The organism is Mesorhizobium sp. Primo-A, assembly GCF_003997175.1.
GTDB classification, from domain to species: domain Bacteria; phylum Pseudomonadota; class Alphaproteobacteria; order Rhizobiales; family Rhizobiaceae; genus Mesorhizobium; species Mesorhizobium ciceri.
The window spans coordinates 124,326-140,155 of sequence record NZ_RZTG01000006.1 but is presented as its reverse complement, the minus strand read 5'-3'; the positions used below and the strand labels follow the sequence as shown (position 1 = coordinate 140,155).

The 15,830-nt window shown below is 64.3% G+C and carries 15 protein-coding genes; 11 read left to right on the top strand and 4 right to left on the bottom strand.

Annotation, left to right across the window (positions count from 1 at the left end; all coding sequences use genetic code 11):
• The first annotated feature begins 30 nt into the window (after positions 1–30).
• A complete protein-coding gene (locus tag EOC83_RS13100) occupies positions 31–1,314 on the top strand; it encodes an MFS transporter (RefSeq protein ID WP_013529071.1) in 1,284 nt (427 codons plus the stop codon).
• 9 nt (positions 1,315–1,323) lie between these two features.
• On the opposite strand, the gene EOC83_RS13095 is transcribed toward EOC83_RS13100, so the two are convergent.
• Positions 1,324–2,175, bottom strand: a complete 852-nt coding sequence (locus EOC83_RS13095) for a mechanosensitive ion channel domain-containing protein (protein WP_013529072.1) — start codon at positions 2,173–2,175, stop codon at positions 1,324–1,326.
• 242 nt (positions 2,176–2,417) lie between these two features.
• On the opposite strand from EOC83_RS13095, the gene rsfS reads away from it, so the two are divergent.
• The 10 genes from rsfS (at position 2,418) to EOC83_RS13045 (ending at position 11,922) form a co-directional block, all read left to right on the top strand.
• Positions 2,418–2,795 (top strand): ribosome silencing factor, encoded by a 378-nt coding sequence (gene rsfS / locus EOC83_RS13090; protein WP_013529073.1) that lies wholly within the window; start codon positions 2,418–2,420, stop codon positions 2,793–2,795.
• Positions 2,796–2,822: 27 nt separating this feature from the next.
• Entirely contained in the window at positions 2,823–3,305 is a 483-nt protein-coding gene (rlmH, locus tag EOC83_RS13085) for a 23S rRNA (pseudouridine(1915)-N(3))-methyltransferase RlmH (protein ID WP_013529074.1), read from the top strand.
• 124 nt (positions 3,306–3,429) lie between these two features.
• Complete coding sequence (locus EOC83_RS13080; protein ID WP_024502880.1) at positions 3,430–4,767, top strand: murein hydrolase activator EnvC; 1,338 nt, start codon at positions 3,430–3,432, stop codon at positions 4,765–4,767.
• Positions 4,768–6,099: a S41 family peptidase gene (locus EOC83_RS13075; protein WP_024502881.1), complete on the top strand. Its 1,332-nt coding sequence runs from the start codon at positions 4,768–4,770 to the stop codon at positions 6,097–6,099. It begins immediately after the preceding gene.
• Between the two features lie 212 nt (positions 6,100–6,311).
• Positions 6,312–7,490, top strand: a complete 1,179-nt coding sequence (locus tag EOC83_RS13070; RefSeq protein WP_063169215.1) for a divergent polysaccharide deacetylase family protein — start codon at positions 6,312–6,314, stop codon at positions 7,488–7,490.
• A 30-nt stretch (positions 7,491–7,520) separates the two neighbouring features.
• Positions 7,521–8,042, top strand: coding sequence for an RNA pyrophosphohydrolase (locus EOC83_RS13065; RefSeq protein WP_013529078.1), 522 nt, complete (start codon positions 7,521–7,523; stop codon positions 8,040–8,042).
• Positions 8,043–8,152: 110 nt separating this feature from the next.
• On the top strand, positions 8,153–9,292 hold the full coding sequence (gene alr, locus EOC83_RS13060; RefSeq protein WP_063169214.1) for an alanine racemase: 1,140 nt from the start codon (positions 8,153–8,155) through the stop codon (positions 9,290–9,292).
• A 274-nt stretch (positions 9,293–9,566) separates the two neighbouring features.
• The gene (rnk, locus tag EOC83_RS13055) at positions 9,567–9,989 is read left to right on the top strand and encodes a nucleoside diphosphate kinase regulator (RefSeq protein WP_027162554.1); all 423 of its coding nucleotides are present in this window, start codon (positions 9,567–9,569) and stop codon (positions 9,987–9,989) included.
• A gap of 2 nt (positions 9,990–9,991) precedes the next feature.
• Positions 9,992–10,546: a nucleoside-diphosphate kinase gene (locus EOC83_RS13050; protein WP_082826563.1), complete on the top strand. Its 555-nt coding sequence runs from the start codon at positions 9,992–9,994 to the stop codon at positions 10,544–10,546.
• A gap of 119 nt (positions 10,547–10,665) precedes the next feature.
• Complete coding sequence (locus EOC83_RS13045; RefSeq protein WP_013529082.1) at positions 10,666–11,922, top strand: D-amino acid dehydrogenase; 1,257 nt, start codon at positions 10,666–10,668, stop codon at positions 11,920–11,922.
• A gap of 4 nt (positions 11,923–11,926) precedes the next feature.
• Here the strand turns inward: EOC83_RS13045 and EOC83_RS13040 are convergent, their stop codons facing one another.
• From EOC83_RS13040 to EOC83_RS13030, 3 genes are all read right to left on the bottom strand, one after another.
• Complete coding sequence (locus EOC83_RS13040; protein WP_063169213.1) at positions 11,927–14,083, bottom strand: phospholipase D-like domain-containing protein; 2,157 nt, start codon at positions 14,081–14,083, stop codon at positions 11,927–11,929.
• Positions 14,080–14,523, bottom strand: a complete 444-nt coding sequence (locus EOC83_RS13035) for a hypothetical protein (protein WP_063170362.1) — start codon at positions 14,521–14,523, stop codon at positions 14,080–14,082. The genes EOC83_RS13040 and EOC83_RS13035 overlap by 4 nt, the downstream gene beginning before the upstream one ends.
• A gap of 216 nt (positions 14,524–14,739) precedes the next feature.
• Positions 14,740–15,621, bottom strand: a complete 882-nt coding sequence (locus EOC83_RS13030; protein WP_013529085.1) for a LysR family transcriptional regulator — start codon at positions 15,619–15,621, stop codon at positions 14,740–14,742.
• Positions 15,622–15,830 lie beyond the last annotated feature (209 nt).

The window sequence follows — 15,830 nt, the reverse complement described above, 5'->3', positions numbered from 1 at the left end:
TGCCCGTTTCATGGGCAATCCTGAGCAGGCATGTCGATTCCCAGGAAAAACCGCAGCGAAGCCGAGCAGGGCGCCGAGCCCACGCCGCTGATCGCGATTGCCAGCGTCATCGTGTCGATGGCGCTGATTGCCGTCGGCAACGGGCTGATGTTTGCTTATATCCCGGTCCGGCTTGGCGCAGAGGGTTTCGATCCGACCTGGGCCGGGCTGATCATCACCGGGCTTTCGGCCGGCGGGCTCGCCGGCTGCATCTTGACCGGACCGCTGGTGCGAAGGGTCGGCCATGCCCGCGCCTTCATGGTGCTGTCGGCGCTGATCGCGCTGGCCAACGCCGCTGTCGGCGCCGGGGTCCTTCCGCTGCTGTGGATAGCCGCCCGCGCGCTCTACGGCTTTGCCATATGCGGCCTGTTCATCGTCGCGCAGAGCTGGCTGAACGATGCCGTTGCCAACGCCATCCGCGGCCGGGTGATGGCTTTCTTCTACGTTGCCTATGTCGCCGGGCTCGGCGTCGGCTACGCGACGCTAGCGCTGGTCGATATCAGGACAGCGGATGCGCCGCTGATCGGCATCGTCTTCACCGCGCTGTCGATCCTCCCTGTCGGGATGACCAAACTTGCCCAGCCGCCGGCGCCGCAGGCGGCCTCGGTGGCGCTGCGCCGTGCCTGGCGGGTTTCACCGGTCGGCGTCGCCGGCATGCTTGCCGTCGGCGGCCTGTCGATGTCGATTGCTGGCTTCGCACCGATCCACGCCACGGCCAAGGGCTACAGCCAGGCCGACGTGGCGCTGCTGCTTTCGGCGATGCCTCTCGGCACGCTGATCCTGCAGATCCCGCTTGGTTGGATTTCCGACCGAACCGACCGCCGCTATGTGCTGATCGCCGCATCCGCGCTCGCCATGGTCGCCGGCCTGTTTGCACTCGGGTTCGATGGCGGCGCGCTGGCCGCGTTGGTTGTGATCTACATCGTGTGGGACGGCGCTTCGGAATCGATCTATTCGCTGGCCAGTGCGCACGCCGCCGACCGCGCCGGCAAGGACGACATGGTGGCGCTGTCCAGTTCGCTTTTGTTTGCCTGGTCGCTGTCGGGCTTCGTCGTGCCCGGCATCGTGACGGCGCTGTCGGCCGTCTTCGGAACGCAGGCTTTCATCTATGTGGCTGTTCTCATCGCCGCAGCCTTCTGCCTGTTCGTGCTTTTGCGTGTGTTCACGACGCGTGCGGTCCCGGTCGGCGAAACCGGCAGTTTCGCACCGATGACGGCGCAGGCGCCGTTGCCGGTCGAACTCGCCTTCGCACCGGACGATGAGGGCCGGCACTGAGCCACCCGACTATTGTCGACGGGCTTCCGGCGACGGGGCTTCCGGTGGCGGCAGCGGGATCGATATGCCTTCGCTATCGAATTCCTGCTTGGCGCGCTTGGTGAGATCGGTCTGGGTGGCGAAGAAGTCCGCCGACGATGTCCAGTAGCGCAAGGCAATCGAAACGGTGCTATCGCCCAATGTCGCGACGAAAGCGATCGGTGCCGGCTCACGCTTGACCCGCCGTTCGGCGGCGGCAATGGCAAGCAATGTCTTTTGAGCGCGGTCGATGTCGTTCCAGGAGCCGATGCTCAGCGTGATGTCGCTGCGGCGCACCCCGTTGCGCGAAAAGTTGCGCACCGGCTGGTTCCACAGCGTCGAGTTGGGCGCCAATATGTAGACCCCGTCGGCCGTCCTGAGCTTGGTTGCGAACAGGCCGATCTCCTCGATCGTACCGGCAATCGAACCGACCTCGACGGACTCGCCGATGCGAAACGGCCGCAGTGCCAGAAGCATGATGCCGGCCGCGATGTTCTGCAGCGTGCCTTGCAACGCCAGGCCGATGGCGAGGCCAATGGCACCGATCGCGGCAATGATCGAGGCCGTCTGCACGCCGAACTGGCCGAGCACCATGATGGTGACGAGGATCAGGATGGCATAGCGGACGATCTTGGAGAAGAAATGCCGCAACGTCGCGTCGAAACCATGGATATGGCCGAGACCGGCGAAGATCGAACGTTCGGCAAGGCCGGCGACGATATAACCGACGATCAAGAGGATAACGGCACCGATGGCCGAGAAGGAGTAGGAAACAATCAGCGTGCTCAGTTGGGCGAGGCCAGCCTGGACGCTGAGGAAGGCGTTTTGCGGGTCGATCGGCATGGGGGAAATCCGGTTGGTCGGTGAGCCGATAACCCATGCCGACGGCGAGGGTTCCGATCTTTTCCGGTGTGCGGCGGAACCACAGGAGCGACAATACGTTCGTGCGAGGCAGGGTCCCGTCTTGAAACTGTCAGGGAACTCTGCCTATCTAAGTGGTGTCACCTGCTTCAAGGGGTGATTTGGTTGTTCTTGCTGCGAAAGGAAATACACTGAGAACAGCACTGCGGAAGAAGGCCGATATCATGCCTTCGCCGGCCAGGATCAGCGTAGACGACGCCGTGTCCCGCGCCATCAAGACAGTCCTTGCCAGTCTGGAAGACTCCAAGGCCGAAAATATTGTCTCCATCGACATCCAGGGGAAATCGAGCCTCGGCGACTATATGGTCGTCGCTTCGGGCCGATCGCACCGTCATGTCGCGGCTGTCGCCGATCATCTTCTCAAAGCGATCAAGGATGCCGGTCTCGGCACCGCGCGCGTCGAGGGGCTGTCCGGCGCCGACTGGGTCCTGATCGATTCTGGCGACATCATCGTCCATGTCTTCCGCCCCGAAGTCCGCGAATTCTACAATCTCGAAAAGATGTGGCAGGCGCCGGACCTCGAGGAAGAAACGCTCCACTAAGTCGTTCGCGCGGCTTACAAGGCAAGGATGAAGATATCAGTTCATGCCGTGGGCCGGATGAAAGCCGGCCCCGAGAAGCTGCTGGCCGACCGCTATTTCGAGCGCTTCGCCAAGAGCGGCCCGGCGGTGGGGCTTGAATTTGGCGGCATTGCCGAAATAGCCGAGGGGCGCGGCCAGACTGCCAACGAGCGCCGGCGTGAGGAAGGCCAGAAACTGCAGACGCAGTTGCAGCCCGGCACCGCCCTGATCCTGCTCGACGAACGCGGCAAAAGCTTTTCCTCGGAAGATTTCGCCGGGCGCCTCGGCCTGTTGCGTGACGGTGGCCGCAAGGCGCTGATCATCGCCATCGGCGGCGCCGACGGCCACGATCAGTCGCTGCGCGACCAGGCCGAACTGGTGATGTCGTTCGGATTGCTGACATGGCCGCATCAACTGGTGCGCGTGATGCTGGGAGAGCAGCTTTATCGTGTGGCCACTATCCTTTCGGGACATCCCTACCATCGCTCGTAAGCCGGTGAATTGGTGCGACACACCCGGATTTCCGCCCCAATGCCAACGTAACATTGCATCGAGTGGGCGGTTTCGAACATGGTTGATTGTTCGTTAACGAAGCCACGCATAGAGTCGGGCTTCAATGTCTGAAGACAGAAAATCAAGAACGGGCTCATGGCGCGCGCGCTGCGGAATCGCGGCGGCGGTGCTTGTGCTGTCGCTGCATGCGGGGCGGGCGGAAAACACGCTCGACCTGGCTCCCGATCCGGACCAGAGCCGGGCCGAATATGAACGGGTCTCGAAGGAGATCACGCTGTCGTCGGAACGATTGGCCAAGCTCTCCGCCGACATCGCGACGATCAAGAAGGATCACGCCTCGATCACCGCCGCATTGATCCAGTCGGCGATGACCGAGCAGAAGCTCGGCCAGGACATCGAGGACATCGGCGCCAGGCTGGAAGGGTTGAAGGGCCAGGAACAGAAGATCCGCGCCTCGCTGATGGCGCGGCGCGACGTTCTGGCCGAAGTGCTGGGCGCGCTGCAGCGCATGGGCCTCAACCCGCCGCCGGCGATCCTGGTCAAGCCCGAGGACGCGCTGTCGTCGGTGCGCAGCGCCATCCTGCTCGGCGCGGTGGTGCCGGAACTGCGCCAGCAGACCGATAGCCTGCTTGCCGATCTCAAGGAACAGACCAGGATTACGGCGTCGATCGAGGCCGAACGGGCGCGGCTGACGGCGGCGGTCGGCGACCAGACGGCGGAAAAGAAGCGGCTCGGCATGCTGCTGGAGGCCAAGCAGAAGCTCGAAGCCGACACGCAAACGCAAATGGCCGCGGAAAAGCAGCGATCCGAAGCGCTGGCGGCCAAGGCCGGCAGCCTGAAAGAGTTGATCGCCTCGCTCGAAGCGCAGGCCGACAAGAGCCGCAAGGCCGCCGATGCCGCCAAGGCCGCTGAGCAGAAGACGGCGGATGGCGACAAGACATCCGCGCCGGCGGAACTGGCGTCGCTGCCCGTTCCGGAAAGCAACCAACTTGCCGCCGCGGTGCCCTTTTCGGCGCTGCAGGGACAGATCGCACTGCCGGTGACCGGCCGCATCAAGCGGCGATTCGGCGCCGACGACGGTAACGGCGCGGTGATGCTAGGCGACATGGTTGCGACACAATCGGGAGCCATCGTTACCGCGCCGGCGGATGGAAATGTGCTTTATGCGGGGCCGTTTCGCTCTTATGGTCAACTCTTGATCCTGAACGCAGGCGACGGCTATCATGTCGTTTTGGCGGGGATGAGCAGAATCAGCGTCGCGACCGGTCAATCAGTGCTTGCAGGAGAGCCGATCGGTGCGATGGGAGAGGCCCGGGTGGCGAGCACCTCGGTTTCGAAGAATGGAAATGCCACGCCGGAACTCTATGTCGAGTTCCGCAAGGATGGAAAACCCGTCGATCCGGCCCCATGGTGGGCGGACCGTTTTTCTGGAAGGACGTGAATAATGCGGAAACTGTCGCTTCTGTTTGCCGGTGCGCTGATGGGCGCGTCCGCCATGAGCCTGGTCTATGGCGCACCCGGCTCGGCGGCGAACGCTGCAGGGTCGGAGACCTACAAGCAACTGGCGATCTTCGGCGATATCTTCGAGCGCGTGCGGGCACAGTATGTGACGCCGCCCGACGACAAGTCGCTGGTCGAGAATGCCATCAACGGCATGCTGGCTTCGCTTGACCCGCACTCCTCCTACATGAATGCCGAGCAGGCGCAGGATATGCGCGTCCAGACCAAGGGCGAGTTCGGCGGCCTCGGCATCGAAGTCACCATGGAGAACGATCTGGTCAAGGTGATCACGCCGATCGACGACACGCCGGCCGCCAAGGCAGGCGTGCTGGCCGGCGACTACATCGCCAAGATCGACGGCGAAGAGGTTCGCGGCCTGACCCTCAACGATGCGGTCGACAAGATGCGCGGCCTGGTCAACACGCCGATCAAGCTGACCATCCTGCGCCAGGGCGCCGACAAGCCGATCGAACTGACGGTCGTGCGCGACATCATCAAGGTCAAGGCGGTCAAGTTCCGGGTCGAGAACGACATCGGCTACATGAAGATCACCTCCTTCACCGAAAAGACCTACGACGACCTCGAGAACGCCATCGACACCATCAAGAAGCAGATTCCCGACGACAAGCTGAAGGGCTACGTTCTGGATCTCCGCCTCAATCCGGGTGGCCTGCTCGACCAGGCGGTGAGCGTGTCCGATGCCTTCCTCAACCGCGGCGAGATCGTCTCGACGCGCGGCCGCGACCCCAAGGACGTCACCCGCTTCGACGCCAAGCCCAAGCAGGTCGACGACATCAACGGCAAGCCGATGATCGTCCTGGTCAATGGCGGTTCGGCCAGTGCCTCGGAAATCGTCGCCGGCGCGCTGCAGGACCTGCGCCGCGTCACGGTGGTCGGCACGCAGTCCTTCGGCAAGGGTTCGGTGCAGACCATCATTCCGCTCGGCGAGAATGGTGCGCTCAGGCTGACGACGGCGCTCTATTACACGCCGTCCGGCAAGTCGATCCAGGGCAAGGGCATCACGCCCGACATCAAGGTCGAACAGCCACTGCCGCCGGAACTGCAGGGCAGGGATCTGACGCGTGGCGAATCCGATCTCAAGGGCCATATCAAGGGCGCCGACGAGAGCACGACGGGTTCGGGCTCGGCCGCCTATGTGCCGCCGGATCCGAAAGACGATCTGCAGCTCATCTATGCCGAGCAGCTGCTGCGTGGCCAGAAGACCGATCCGTCCTTCCCGCCCAATCCGCAAAAGGCGGTTCTCAACCAGTAGGGATCTGGAGCGGCGCACGCGCCGCTCCATCTTTCTGTTTGAGCATGATGGAAGCAATGCGATGCTGCCGGGACCGAAAGGTTCCGGCAGTTTGATTCGGGGGCGAGGCAAAGCTCCCAAGGCATGGCGCGGGGGTGCGCCGGGATTGATGAATTCGCGCATGCCGTTTCGAAGTGGCTTCGCCTTCGGAGCCATGCGCCCGGGGATTACGCTTGACTGATATCGGCAAGGACATCGAACGCCCGCTCGGACAGGCAGTCCGGCCGCCGCGCGCCGCCGGCAAGCTCAGCGGCGGTGCGATCATGGCGACAGTGGCCGTGCTGGTGGTGGCAGGCATCTCCGGCGCGATCGCGCTCAGGGAAAAGCCGTTTCGTAAGCCGCAACAGGTTGCCGTTTCAACGCCGAAAGTGACCGCGGCGGCCGAACCTGCCGCCGCGCCGCCTGCATTGGCCCCGGCGGCACCGAAGCCGGAGGCGCCGGTCAAATCAGGTGGGCCGCAGATCATCCATGTGCAGACGGAGGAGGGCGATGGGCCGCCCAAGGCAGCGATCGTCATTCGCGACCCGTCGACCGTCGGCCAGAACCTGAAGGTCGCGCATATTCCAGACAAGGCGCTGATCGAGGCCAGCGAGACCGGGCCGTTGCCGGTGCGCGCCGCCGATGGCAGGCGGCCGTTCGACGTCTATGCGCGGCCCTGGTCGGGCGGGCGCGGCGCACGGGTGGCGATCGTCATCGGTGGACTTTCGGTTTCGCAGACCGGCACCCAGGCGGCCATCGCCAAGCTGCCGGCGGAAGTGACGCTGGCCTTCGCGCCGCAAGGCAACAGCATCGGCCGCTGGATGCAGGCAGCCAGGCAGAGCGGCCACGAGATCGTCATGCAGGTGCCGCTCGAACCGTTCGATTATCCCAAGGTCAATCCGGGACGCAACACGCTGACGGTGGCGGCGAGCGCGGACGAGAACCTGAAGAGCCTGCACTGGGCGCTGTCGCGGACGACCAACTATACCGGCGTCATGAACTATATGGGCGCCCGCTTTTCCGCTGACGCGGCGGCGATGGAGCCGTTCATCGCCGAGCTCGGCAAACGCGGCCTCGCCTATATCGATGACGGCTCGTCGGCGCGCAGTCTGGCGCCGGATCTGGCGCTGAAGGACGGCGTGCCCTTCGTCGCCGGCGACATGGCGATTGATGCCGTGCAGGATCGCGGCGAAATCCTGAAGAAGCTCGACAGCCTGGAGGCGACCGCGCGGGCCAAAGGCACTGCCGTCGGCATCGGTTCGGCCTTCGACCTGACGGTCGATACCGTGTCATCCTGGGTGGTCGAGGCCAAGAAGCGCGGCATCGAGATCGTGCCGATTTCAGCGGTGGCTATCGATCCGCAAAAAGGCTAGCCCTCGGAAGACGGCTGGAAAGAGTGACTGATGCCAAAGACGAACAAAATCGACCGCGAAACGCTGCCTTACCGACCCTGCGTCGGGCTGATGATCCTCAATGCCGAGGGCCTGGTCTGGGTCGGGCACCGCATTGCCGAACCGGACAGCGAATTTGCCGGCACGACGCAGCTCTGGCAGATGCCACAAGGCGGCATCGACGAGGGCGAGGAGCCCCTGCAGGCGGCCGAGCGCGAGCTCTATGAGGAGACCGGCATGCGCGGCGTCTCGCTACTGGCCGAGGCGCCGGACTGGATCAACTATGATTTGCCGGAGCATCTCGTCGGCATCGCCTTCAAGGGCCGGTATCGCGGCCAGACGCAGAAATGGTTCGCCTTTCGCTTCCACGGCGATGTCAGCGAGATCCAGATCAATCCGCCGCCGGGTGGCCACACCGCCGAGTTCGACAAATGGGCATGGCGGCCGATGCAGGACCTTCCCGACCTGATCGTGCCGTTCAAGCGCCATGTCTATGAGGATGTGGTGGCGGCGTTCCGGCATCTGGTGCGATAGTAGGGGAGTAGGGGAGTAGGGGAGTAGGGTTGAATGTTCTGTTGCGGTCCGCGCCAAATTCTACTGACTACTGACTACTGACTAACCCATCCACCACAAGAACGGTCGCCATGAACGACGCCCTCCAAAAATCGCCGCCAGAAGAGGTCACCGCCACGAGCGAAGTGGCGGCTGGGGCCATCCTCACCATCGATCTCGGTGCAATCCGTGAAAACTACCGGCGGCTGAAGGCGCGGTTGGGCGATGTTGCCTGCGCTGGTGTGCTCAAGGCGGACGGCTACGGCCTTGGCGCCGGCCAGGTCGGGGCGGCACTGCTGCGCGAAGGCTGCGATATCTTCTTCGTTGCGCTTCTGGGCGAAGGCGTCGCCCTGCGCCGCTCGCTTGGGGCCGGCCCTGCCATTTTCGTGTTGAACGGCATTCCGCCCGGTGCCGAGCCGGACGCCGTGGCAGCAAACCTTTGCGCTGTTATCAACAGCCACGAGCAACTGGCAGCCTGGCGTGCTGCGGCCCGCCGCGCCGGCCGAAAACTGCCGGCCGCGGTCCAGGTCGACAGCGGCATGTCGCGGCTCGGCATGGCGCCTCGGGATGTGGATCGCATCGCCGCCGATCCGCAGGCTTTCGACGGCATCGACATCCGTTACGTGATGAGCCATCTGGCCTGCGCCGACGAGCCGGAGCATCCGGCCAATGAGAAGCAGCGGTCGGTGTTCGAGCGGCTGCGCGCAATGTTGCCGAAGGCGCCGGCGTCGCTGGCCAATTCCTCCGGCATCTTTCTTGGGCCGTCCTTTCACTACGATCTCGCCCGCCCCGGTGCCGCCCTCTACGGCATCAATCCGACGCCGCCAAAGTCCAATCCGATGCTGCCGGTGGTGCGGCTGCAGGCAAAGGTGGCACAGACGCGCAGCGTCGAAAAGGGCGCCGGCGTCGGCTATGGCCACAGCTATCATGCGCAAGGCCCGCTCAGGCTGGCGACGATTTCGTTCGGCTACGCTGATGGCTGGCAACGCCGCGCCGCGTCCGCCGCCTGGTTCGAGGGCGTGCGGCTACCTTTCGTCGGGCGGGTGTCGATGGATTCGATCATTCTCGACATTTCCGCCCTGCCGGCCGGCAGGCTGCGCGAGGGTGATCTGGTCGAACTGCTCGGTCCCTCGCAAAGCGTCGATGACGCCGCCGGCCATGCCGGCACCATCGGCTACGAGATCCTGACCAGCCTCGGTCCGCGCTTCCATCGGCGCTATGTCGGCGGTTGAGCGGTTTGGCCGCGCTTGACAAGCGGACGCCTGTCGGCAAGGCTCCATGCATGAGCAACCCAGCTTATATCAGAACCTTGTTCAGGGTCTGCCCGATCGCGGGATCGTAGCCCCGGCGCGGTCGCCTTTTGGCGTCCGTCCGAACCGGGGCATTTCTACCTGACATTATCATTCCCGAGCCAGACAGCTTCGCGGCTGCCGGTTTTTCATCAAGCCACCGTTTGCGCGGCGGCAGGCGCGCGTCTGTTCGATGCGCCAAGTCATGAGGTTTGCCATGCAACATGCAACAGGATTGCGTCCACCGAGCCGGCTTCTGGTCACCGATGCCGACCATCATAGGCTGACGGGCCTGGCGCGGGCGTCGCTCGACCGCGTGCCCGAGACGGCCGAAGAATTGCTTTCGGAGATGGACCGTGCCGTTGTCACGGCAGCGGCTTCCATGCCGGCCAATGTCGTGCGGATGGGCTCGGCGGTAACAATCCGCAACGATGGCGGCAACATCCAGCGCGTCACGCTGGTCTATCCCGGCGAAGCAGACATCAGTGAAAACAGGATCTCGGTGCTGACGCCGATGGGGACGGCGCTCATCGGCGCGACCGCTGGGCAGACGGTGTGCTGGAGCAGCCGTGGCGGCCGGGAACTGTCGGCGACCATCGAAGTGGTCGATACGCCGGCCTGCGGGCGGGAGGGGGCCTGATCATGGAGACGGTGATGACAGGCGCGAATTTCCAGCTGACGACAAAGGACTTCGCCGTCCTCGAAATCATGTTGGAGCGTCGGCGGGCTTTCGCGGATCCGATTGTTCCAATGCTTGAAGACAAGCTTTCCAAGGCCGAGGTCGTCGCGATGGATTCGGTCGGATCCGATATCGTGACGCTGAACAGCAGGCTGGTATTCCGTGTCGATGCCGGCCCCGCCCAGACCCGGACCCTGGTGCAGAATGAGGTGCGCGGCCCGGTCGGCTCCAGCCTGTCGATCATGACAAGGCGGGGGCTTTGCATGCTCGGCATGGCCGAGGGCCAGACTGCATGGATCGAACAGGCCGACGGCAGGCGGGAGTCGGTCCTGATCGCGACCGTGCTCTACCAGCCGGAGGCCGCGCGGCGTGCCGTCAGGGAGAAATCCCAGGCCGAGGCGCGACGGCCGCATGGGCTCACCCTCGTCTACAGCGCCGCAGCCGATTGGCGGCCCCTTGGCGAAAGGGCCGGAATGCGGCAGACAGGGGACGACGACCCCGGTCCTGCGGCGGCGTGAACAGGCAACACTGCATGATCTCGAAAATCGGCATCGATTTTCGCCGGGGATCATGCGCAAATCGGAATGCGCCGCGTCCAGGCGTCCTCAAGGGCGTGCGACGCGGCAAGGAGTAAACGATGAAGATCATGGTGCTGGGCGGCGGCGTCATCGGAGTGACCACGGCGTACTTTCTCGCCGAGGCCGGCCACGAGGTGACGGTTCTCGACCGCCAGAAAGGCCCGGCGCTGGAAACCAGCTTCGCCAATGCCGGCGAAATTTCGCCCGGCTACGCCTCGCCCTGGGCCGGGCCCGGCATTCCGCTGAAGGCGATCAAATGGCTGCTGATGAAGCATGGCCCGCTGGTGGTGCGGCCGGCCTTCGATCCGCATATGTGGACATGGCTCATCAAGATGCTGCGCAACTGCACGGCCGAGCGCTATGCGATCAACAAGGCGCGCATGGTGCCGCTGGCCGAATACAGCCGCGATACGCTCAAGGCGCTGCGCGAAGCGACCGGCATCGCCTATGACGAGCGGACCCAGGGCACGCTGCAGCTGTTCCGGACGCAAAAGCAGCTTGACGGCACCGGCGGCGATGTCGAGGTGCTGAAGAAGTATGGCGTGCCTTACGAGATCCTCGACCAGGACGGTTGCATCGCGGCTGAGCCTGGCCTTGCCGGGGTGCGCGAAAAGTTCGTCGGCGGCCTCAGGCTGCCGCACGACGAGACCGGCGACTGCAAGATGTTCACCGACAGGCTGGCCGAACTCTGTGTGGCCCGTGGCGTCAAGTTCGAGTACGACGTGACGATCTGGCGCGTCATCCGCAGCCGCAACCGCATTGCCAATCTCAGCACCAGCAAGGGCTGGAAGACCGCCGACGCCTATGTGATGGCGCTGGGCAGTTATTCGGCGGGTTTCATGCGCCGAGTGAAGCGGCCGATCCCGGTCTATCCGGTCAAGGGCTATTCGATCACCGTGCCGATCAAGGACGCGGCGGCGGCGCCGGTCTCGACGGTGATGGACGAGACCTACAAGGTGGCGATCACCCGGCTTGGCGACCGCATCCGGGTTGGCGGTACGGCCGAGATTTCCGGCTTCGACCTCAGGCTGCACGAATCGCGGCGGCGCACGCTGGAACACTCGGTCGGCGATCTCTTTCCTGGCGCCGGCGCGATGCGGGACGCGACGTTCTGGTGCGGGCTGCGGCCGATGACGCCGGATGGTCCGCCGCTGATCGGCCGCACCGAGCTTTCCAATCTCTATCTCAACACCGGCCACGGCACGCTCGGCTGGACCATGGCTTGCGGCTCGGGCAAGGTGCTGGCCGACATCATCTCCAACCGGGTGCCTGACATCGACGTCCGCGACCTCGCGCAGGAGCGCTATCTGCGCTAGAGAGTCAGAACGCCTGCCGGACCCAGTCCTCGTCGAAAAGCAGCCGGTAGGCCCACGGGATCGTCACATTGGTGGCGACCGGTTTGGAGTGGGCGACATAGTCGTCATAGATCGGCTTCATCCTGGTGTAGAAGGCCGGATCGAGCACCATCATGCCGTTCTCACTGTCGTGGAAGAAGCTGCGGTTGTTGAGGTTGACCGACGAGATGGCGACCAGCCTTTCGTCGATCATCATGATCTTGGAATGCAGCACCACGTCAGGCGCCTTGAACTCGCGGATGTTGATGCGATCGCCATATTTCTCGACAAACAGCTTGTTGAGCGCGGTGAGAAACTTGCCGCCGATATCGCCCTTGAGATCGATGCGGCCGACAATGTCGATCCTGACGCCGCGGGCGAGCGCCCGGTCAACAGCCTGGGCAAGCTTGGGCGTCAGGTTGAGGTAGGGATTAACGATCTGGATATGGTGCTGGGCGGCGTCGACCAACTCGACGAAATAGTCCTCCAGCGCATGGCCATCCTCGTAAGGCACCGAAATGAAGTGTCGTGCCGTGCCTGAAGGACGGGCGCCGTCGGACCGGACCGGAATGGAGAAGGGGCGCGCCAGATTGGTGTCGGCGTCGCGCAGCCACACTGTCGAAAGATGCGCGGCAAGGGTCTCGACCGTGGCCGGATCGGCGAACTCGATGTCGAAGTCGCTCCAGTTCGAATAGTAGTTCAGCGACAACCCGTCGGTCTTGCCGTATTGCTCAAGGTCTGGATAGCGCGACAGATCGATCGGCTGGTGGAACAGGAAGCCGTCATGGATGTTGCGGCCGCCGATGATGGCGCGCGACCGCCGTGGATCGTCGGCAAGCGTCGCCAGCATCTTGACGTGATGGACCTTGTGCAATTGTGAAATCTGCTCGTCGATCGGCGCGCCCCGGTCCGCCCGCCAGCGATATTCCTGCAGCCCGACATTGGGGAATTCGGCCGCCAGCCGATGCAGCATGGCGTCGTCCTTGTCGCGCTCCAGCACGTCGGTGACCAGGATGCGCACCTTGGTGCCGAGGGCTGCATGATGACGGATCAGCCGTTCGATGATGCGGCCGGAGAAGTCGGCCTTGAACTCCAGGGATGACAGATAGATCAGCTTCAGTTTTGGGGCCCTGGAGAAGTCGAGCGGCAGCTCCGGGTCGCCCTTGTCGATGGCGCTGTCGGACAGCGGCGCTCCCATCAGCGCCTCGACCTTGGCGTTGAAGCCGTCGCGCGATTTGCGCAGCAGGCGCGGCTTTCCGATCGGCAAGGCACAGGTCTGCGACAGCCAACGGCTGGCATAGAAGGCGCGGCTGAGAGGATCGAGGCCGGTTGGGTCTGGCGTCGGGCAACGCTCGTAGCGACTGTCGAAAGCGGCAAGCGCCGGATCGGCGGTCTCTTCGCGTCGGATGGTGAGCGGCGCGCCGGCCGGAGCAAGGCTGGAGCGGATTCTTGCCGCGCAGCGGTTCAGGCCGTCACTTGGAAACAGGCTGACCGTATCGTCCTCGCCGGACAGGCGAAAGCGAAATGCCGTGCCCGTGGCGATGGTGCGTGAAGCGCCGCCGGCACGGATCGCCAGCGTGCCGTCGCAGACGCCTTCGATGTCGGCCGGTTGCTTGCCGGCCTGGCGCAGCACGATCTCGACGCTGCGCGCTTGCAGGCCGGAGAAATCGAAGGTCTTGGGCGCCGAAGGCCGCGCCGCCGCATCGATGTAGAGCGTCTGTCGCGACACCCGCCAGCGTCCGTCAAAATGACCCTCGCCGCTGTTGGCGTCGGCCGGCGGCAGATGCGTTTCGGCAACCGGCCCGGCCAGTTTTTGCAGCGTCCGGTAGGTCGCCTGGAAATCGCTGTTGGCGATCTCATGGCGGTCGTGGCCGAAAGGGCCGGTGCCGTTGGCGCGGTCCATGGCGCCAAGCTGATGGCGGGCGAGCAGCGCCAGGAAGCGTTTTTCGTAGTCGCTGGTGCCGGCGTCGCCGAAAAACTGCGCGGCGGCGATCCGCGGCCCAGCTGTCTCCGCGGAGAGCGCGGGTCGCGCGCAAGCGCTCTGGCCTTGCAGGAGATCGCAGGCATTGCGACCAGTACCGGCACAGCCGGCAAGGACAGCCAGCCCGAACAGAACAACGGCGATGAATGCGCGACCCTTCACCCGGCCGCTCCGGTCTTCAGGGCGCTCAATTGCGCCGGATCGCGCGGCGGCATGAAGCCCTGCGGGAAGACCTTGCAGACGGGAATGGCGAAGGTGGCGATCAGCAGTTCGGCCTCGCCGCGCATCTTGCGCGGCGTTGCGTTGTCGTCACGGATCGCTTTCGCCGAGGCGACCAGGGCGCCGTCGCAGTCGCAATGGTTGTGGCGGGCGATGTAACAGGCGTCATGCGTCTGGCAGGCCGCGTCGAGGCGGTCGACCGGCCGGGCCGACAGATCGCCGGTGCGGGTGCCGGGGCCGCAATAATTGCCGAAGACGAAAGGCGAAGGCCGCGCCATGGCGTAGCGGATCGGTTTGGGCAGTTCGGCCTCCGGGACCTTCGTCCACGGATTGGCGCAAGCGGAAACGAAAAGCAGCGGCAGGATGGCAAGAACGGCTCGCATGTCTATCCGCGCCAGCTTTCTGAAAGGTTCCCCACCCGGCGACCTGCCCGTGGCCGGCGACCGCACGCCTGATGCCACACTGGCCGGTTTTGTGGCAAGGAAAAGGCGGCACGGCCAAAGCGTATCGCGTTTGATCGGATTCATGCGATGCGCTTTAGCGTCTTAGTTTATGCATGTCGTTCGCCCAAAACCGAGATCAGTTTTGGGCGACATGCCTCAGACGAACAGGTTCCGCTCCCGCTCCACCATCTTGGTGATGAAGCTGGCGACGATCTGGACGCGGCGCAGTGGCCTGACCGATTCGTGATAGACCAGCCAGTAGGCGCGGCGGATGGGTGCCACGACATCGACCGGCACGAGTTCCGGCATCGAGCGGGCGACGAAGGTGTGCAGGATGCCGATGCCGGCGCCCGAGCGCACTGCTTCGGCCTGGCCGAGCGCCGAGGAGATGGCGAAACTGGTGCGCCAGTCCGCGCTGAATTCGGCCGCGTAGTCGAGCGAAGGGCTGACAATGAGATCCGGCACATAGCCGATAAGGGTGTGCTGGCCGAGTTCGGCCGCTGTTTTGGGCAGACCATTGGCATCGACATAAGCGCGCGAGGCAAACAGGCCGAGCGAATAGTCGACCAGCTTTCCCGCCACCAGCCGGCCTTCGGTCGGCCGCTCGACAGTGATGGCGATGTCCGCCTCGCGGCGCGACAGGGAGAAGGAGCGCGGCACCGGCACAAGCTGGATCGTCAGTTCGCGGTGCAGGGCGGTCAGCGCGCCAAGGCGTTTGGCCAGGAAGGCAACGCCAAAACCGTCCGGGGCGCCGATGCGCACCGTGCCGGAAACATCGTCGCCTTCGCCTGATATGGTCGAGCGCGCGGCGATCATGTCGCCCTCCATGCGCTCGGCAATGTCGAGGAAGCGCTCGCCGGCGGGAGTCAGCTCGCTGCCGGTGGTCAGCCGGCGAAACAGCTTTGTCCGAAGCGCATCCTCGAGTGCGGCGATGCGGCGTGAGACGGTGGCGTGGTTGAGCTCCAGCCGTTTGGCGGCGCCAAGGATCTGGCCGGCACGCGCCACGGCAAGGAAGATGCGGACGTCATCCCAGTTCATGGGGATGGTCCAGATGACAATCGCTGACGCCGCGTCCTGTGGTGGAAACTCAATCTCTCAATCCCTGCTGCTATCAGACGGGGTCTCGCATTTGCGAGAATTGATGCTCGTCCGTCAACCGCTATCTACTTTCCGCACAACGGTTGCGTTCTCCGTCGCGTTGCCATCCGCCGGCCAAAGGCGGACAATGCAGCATCACAAACAAGGGA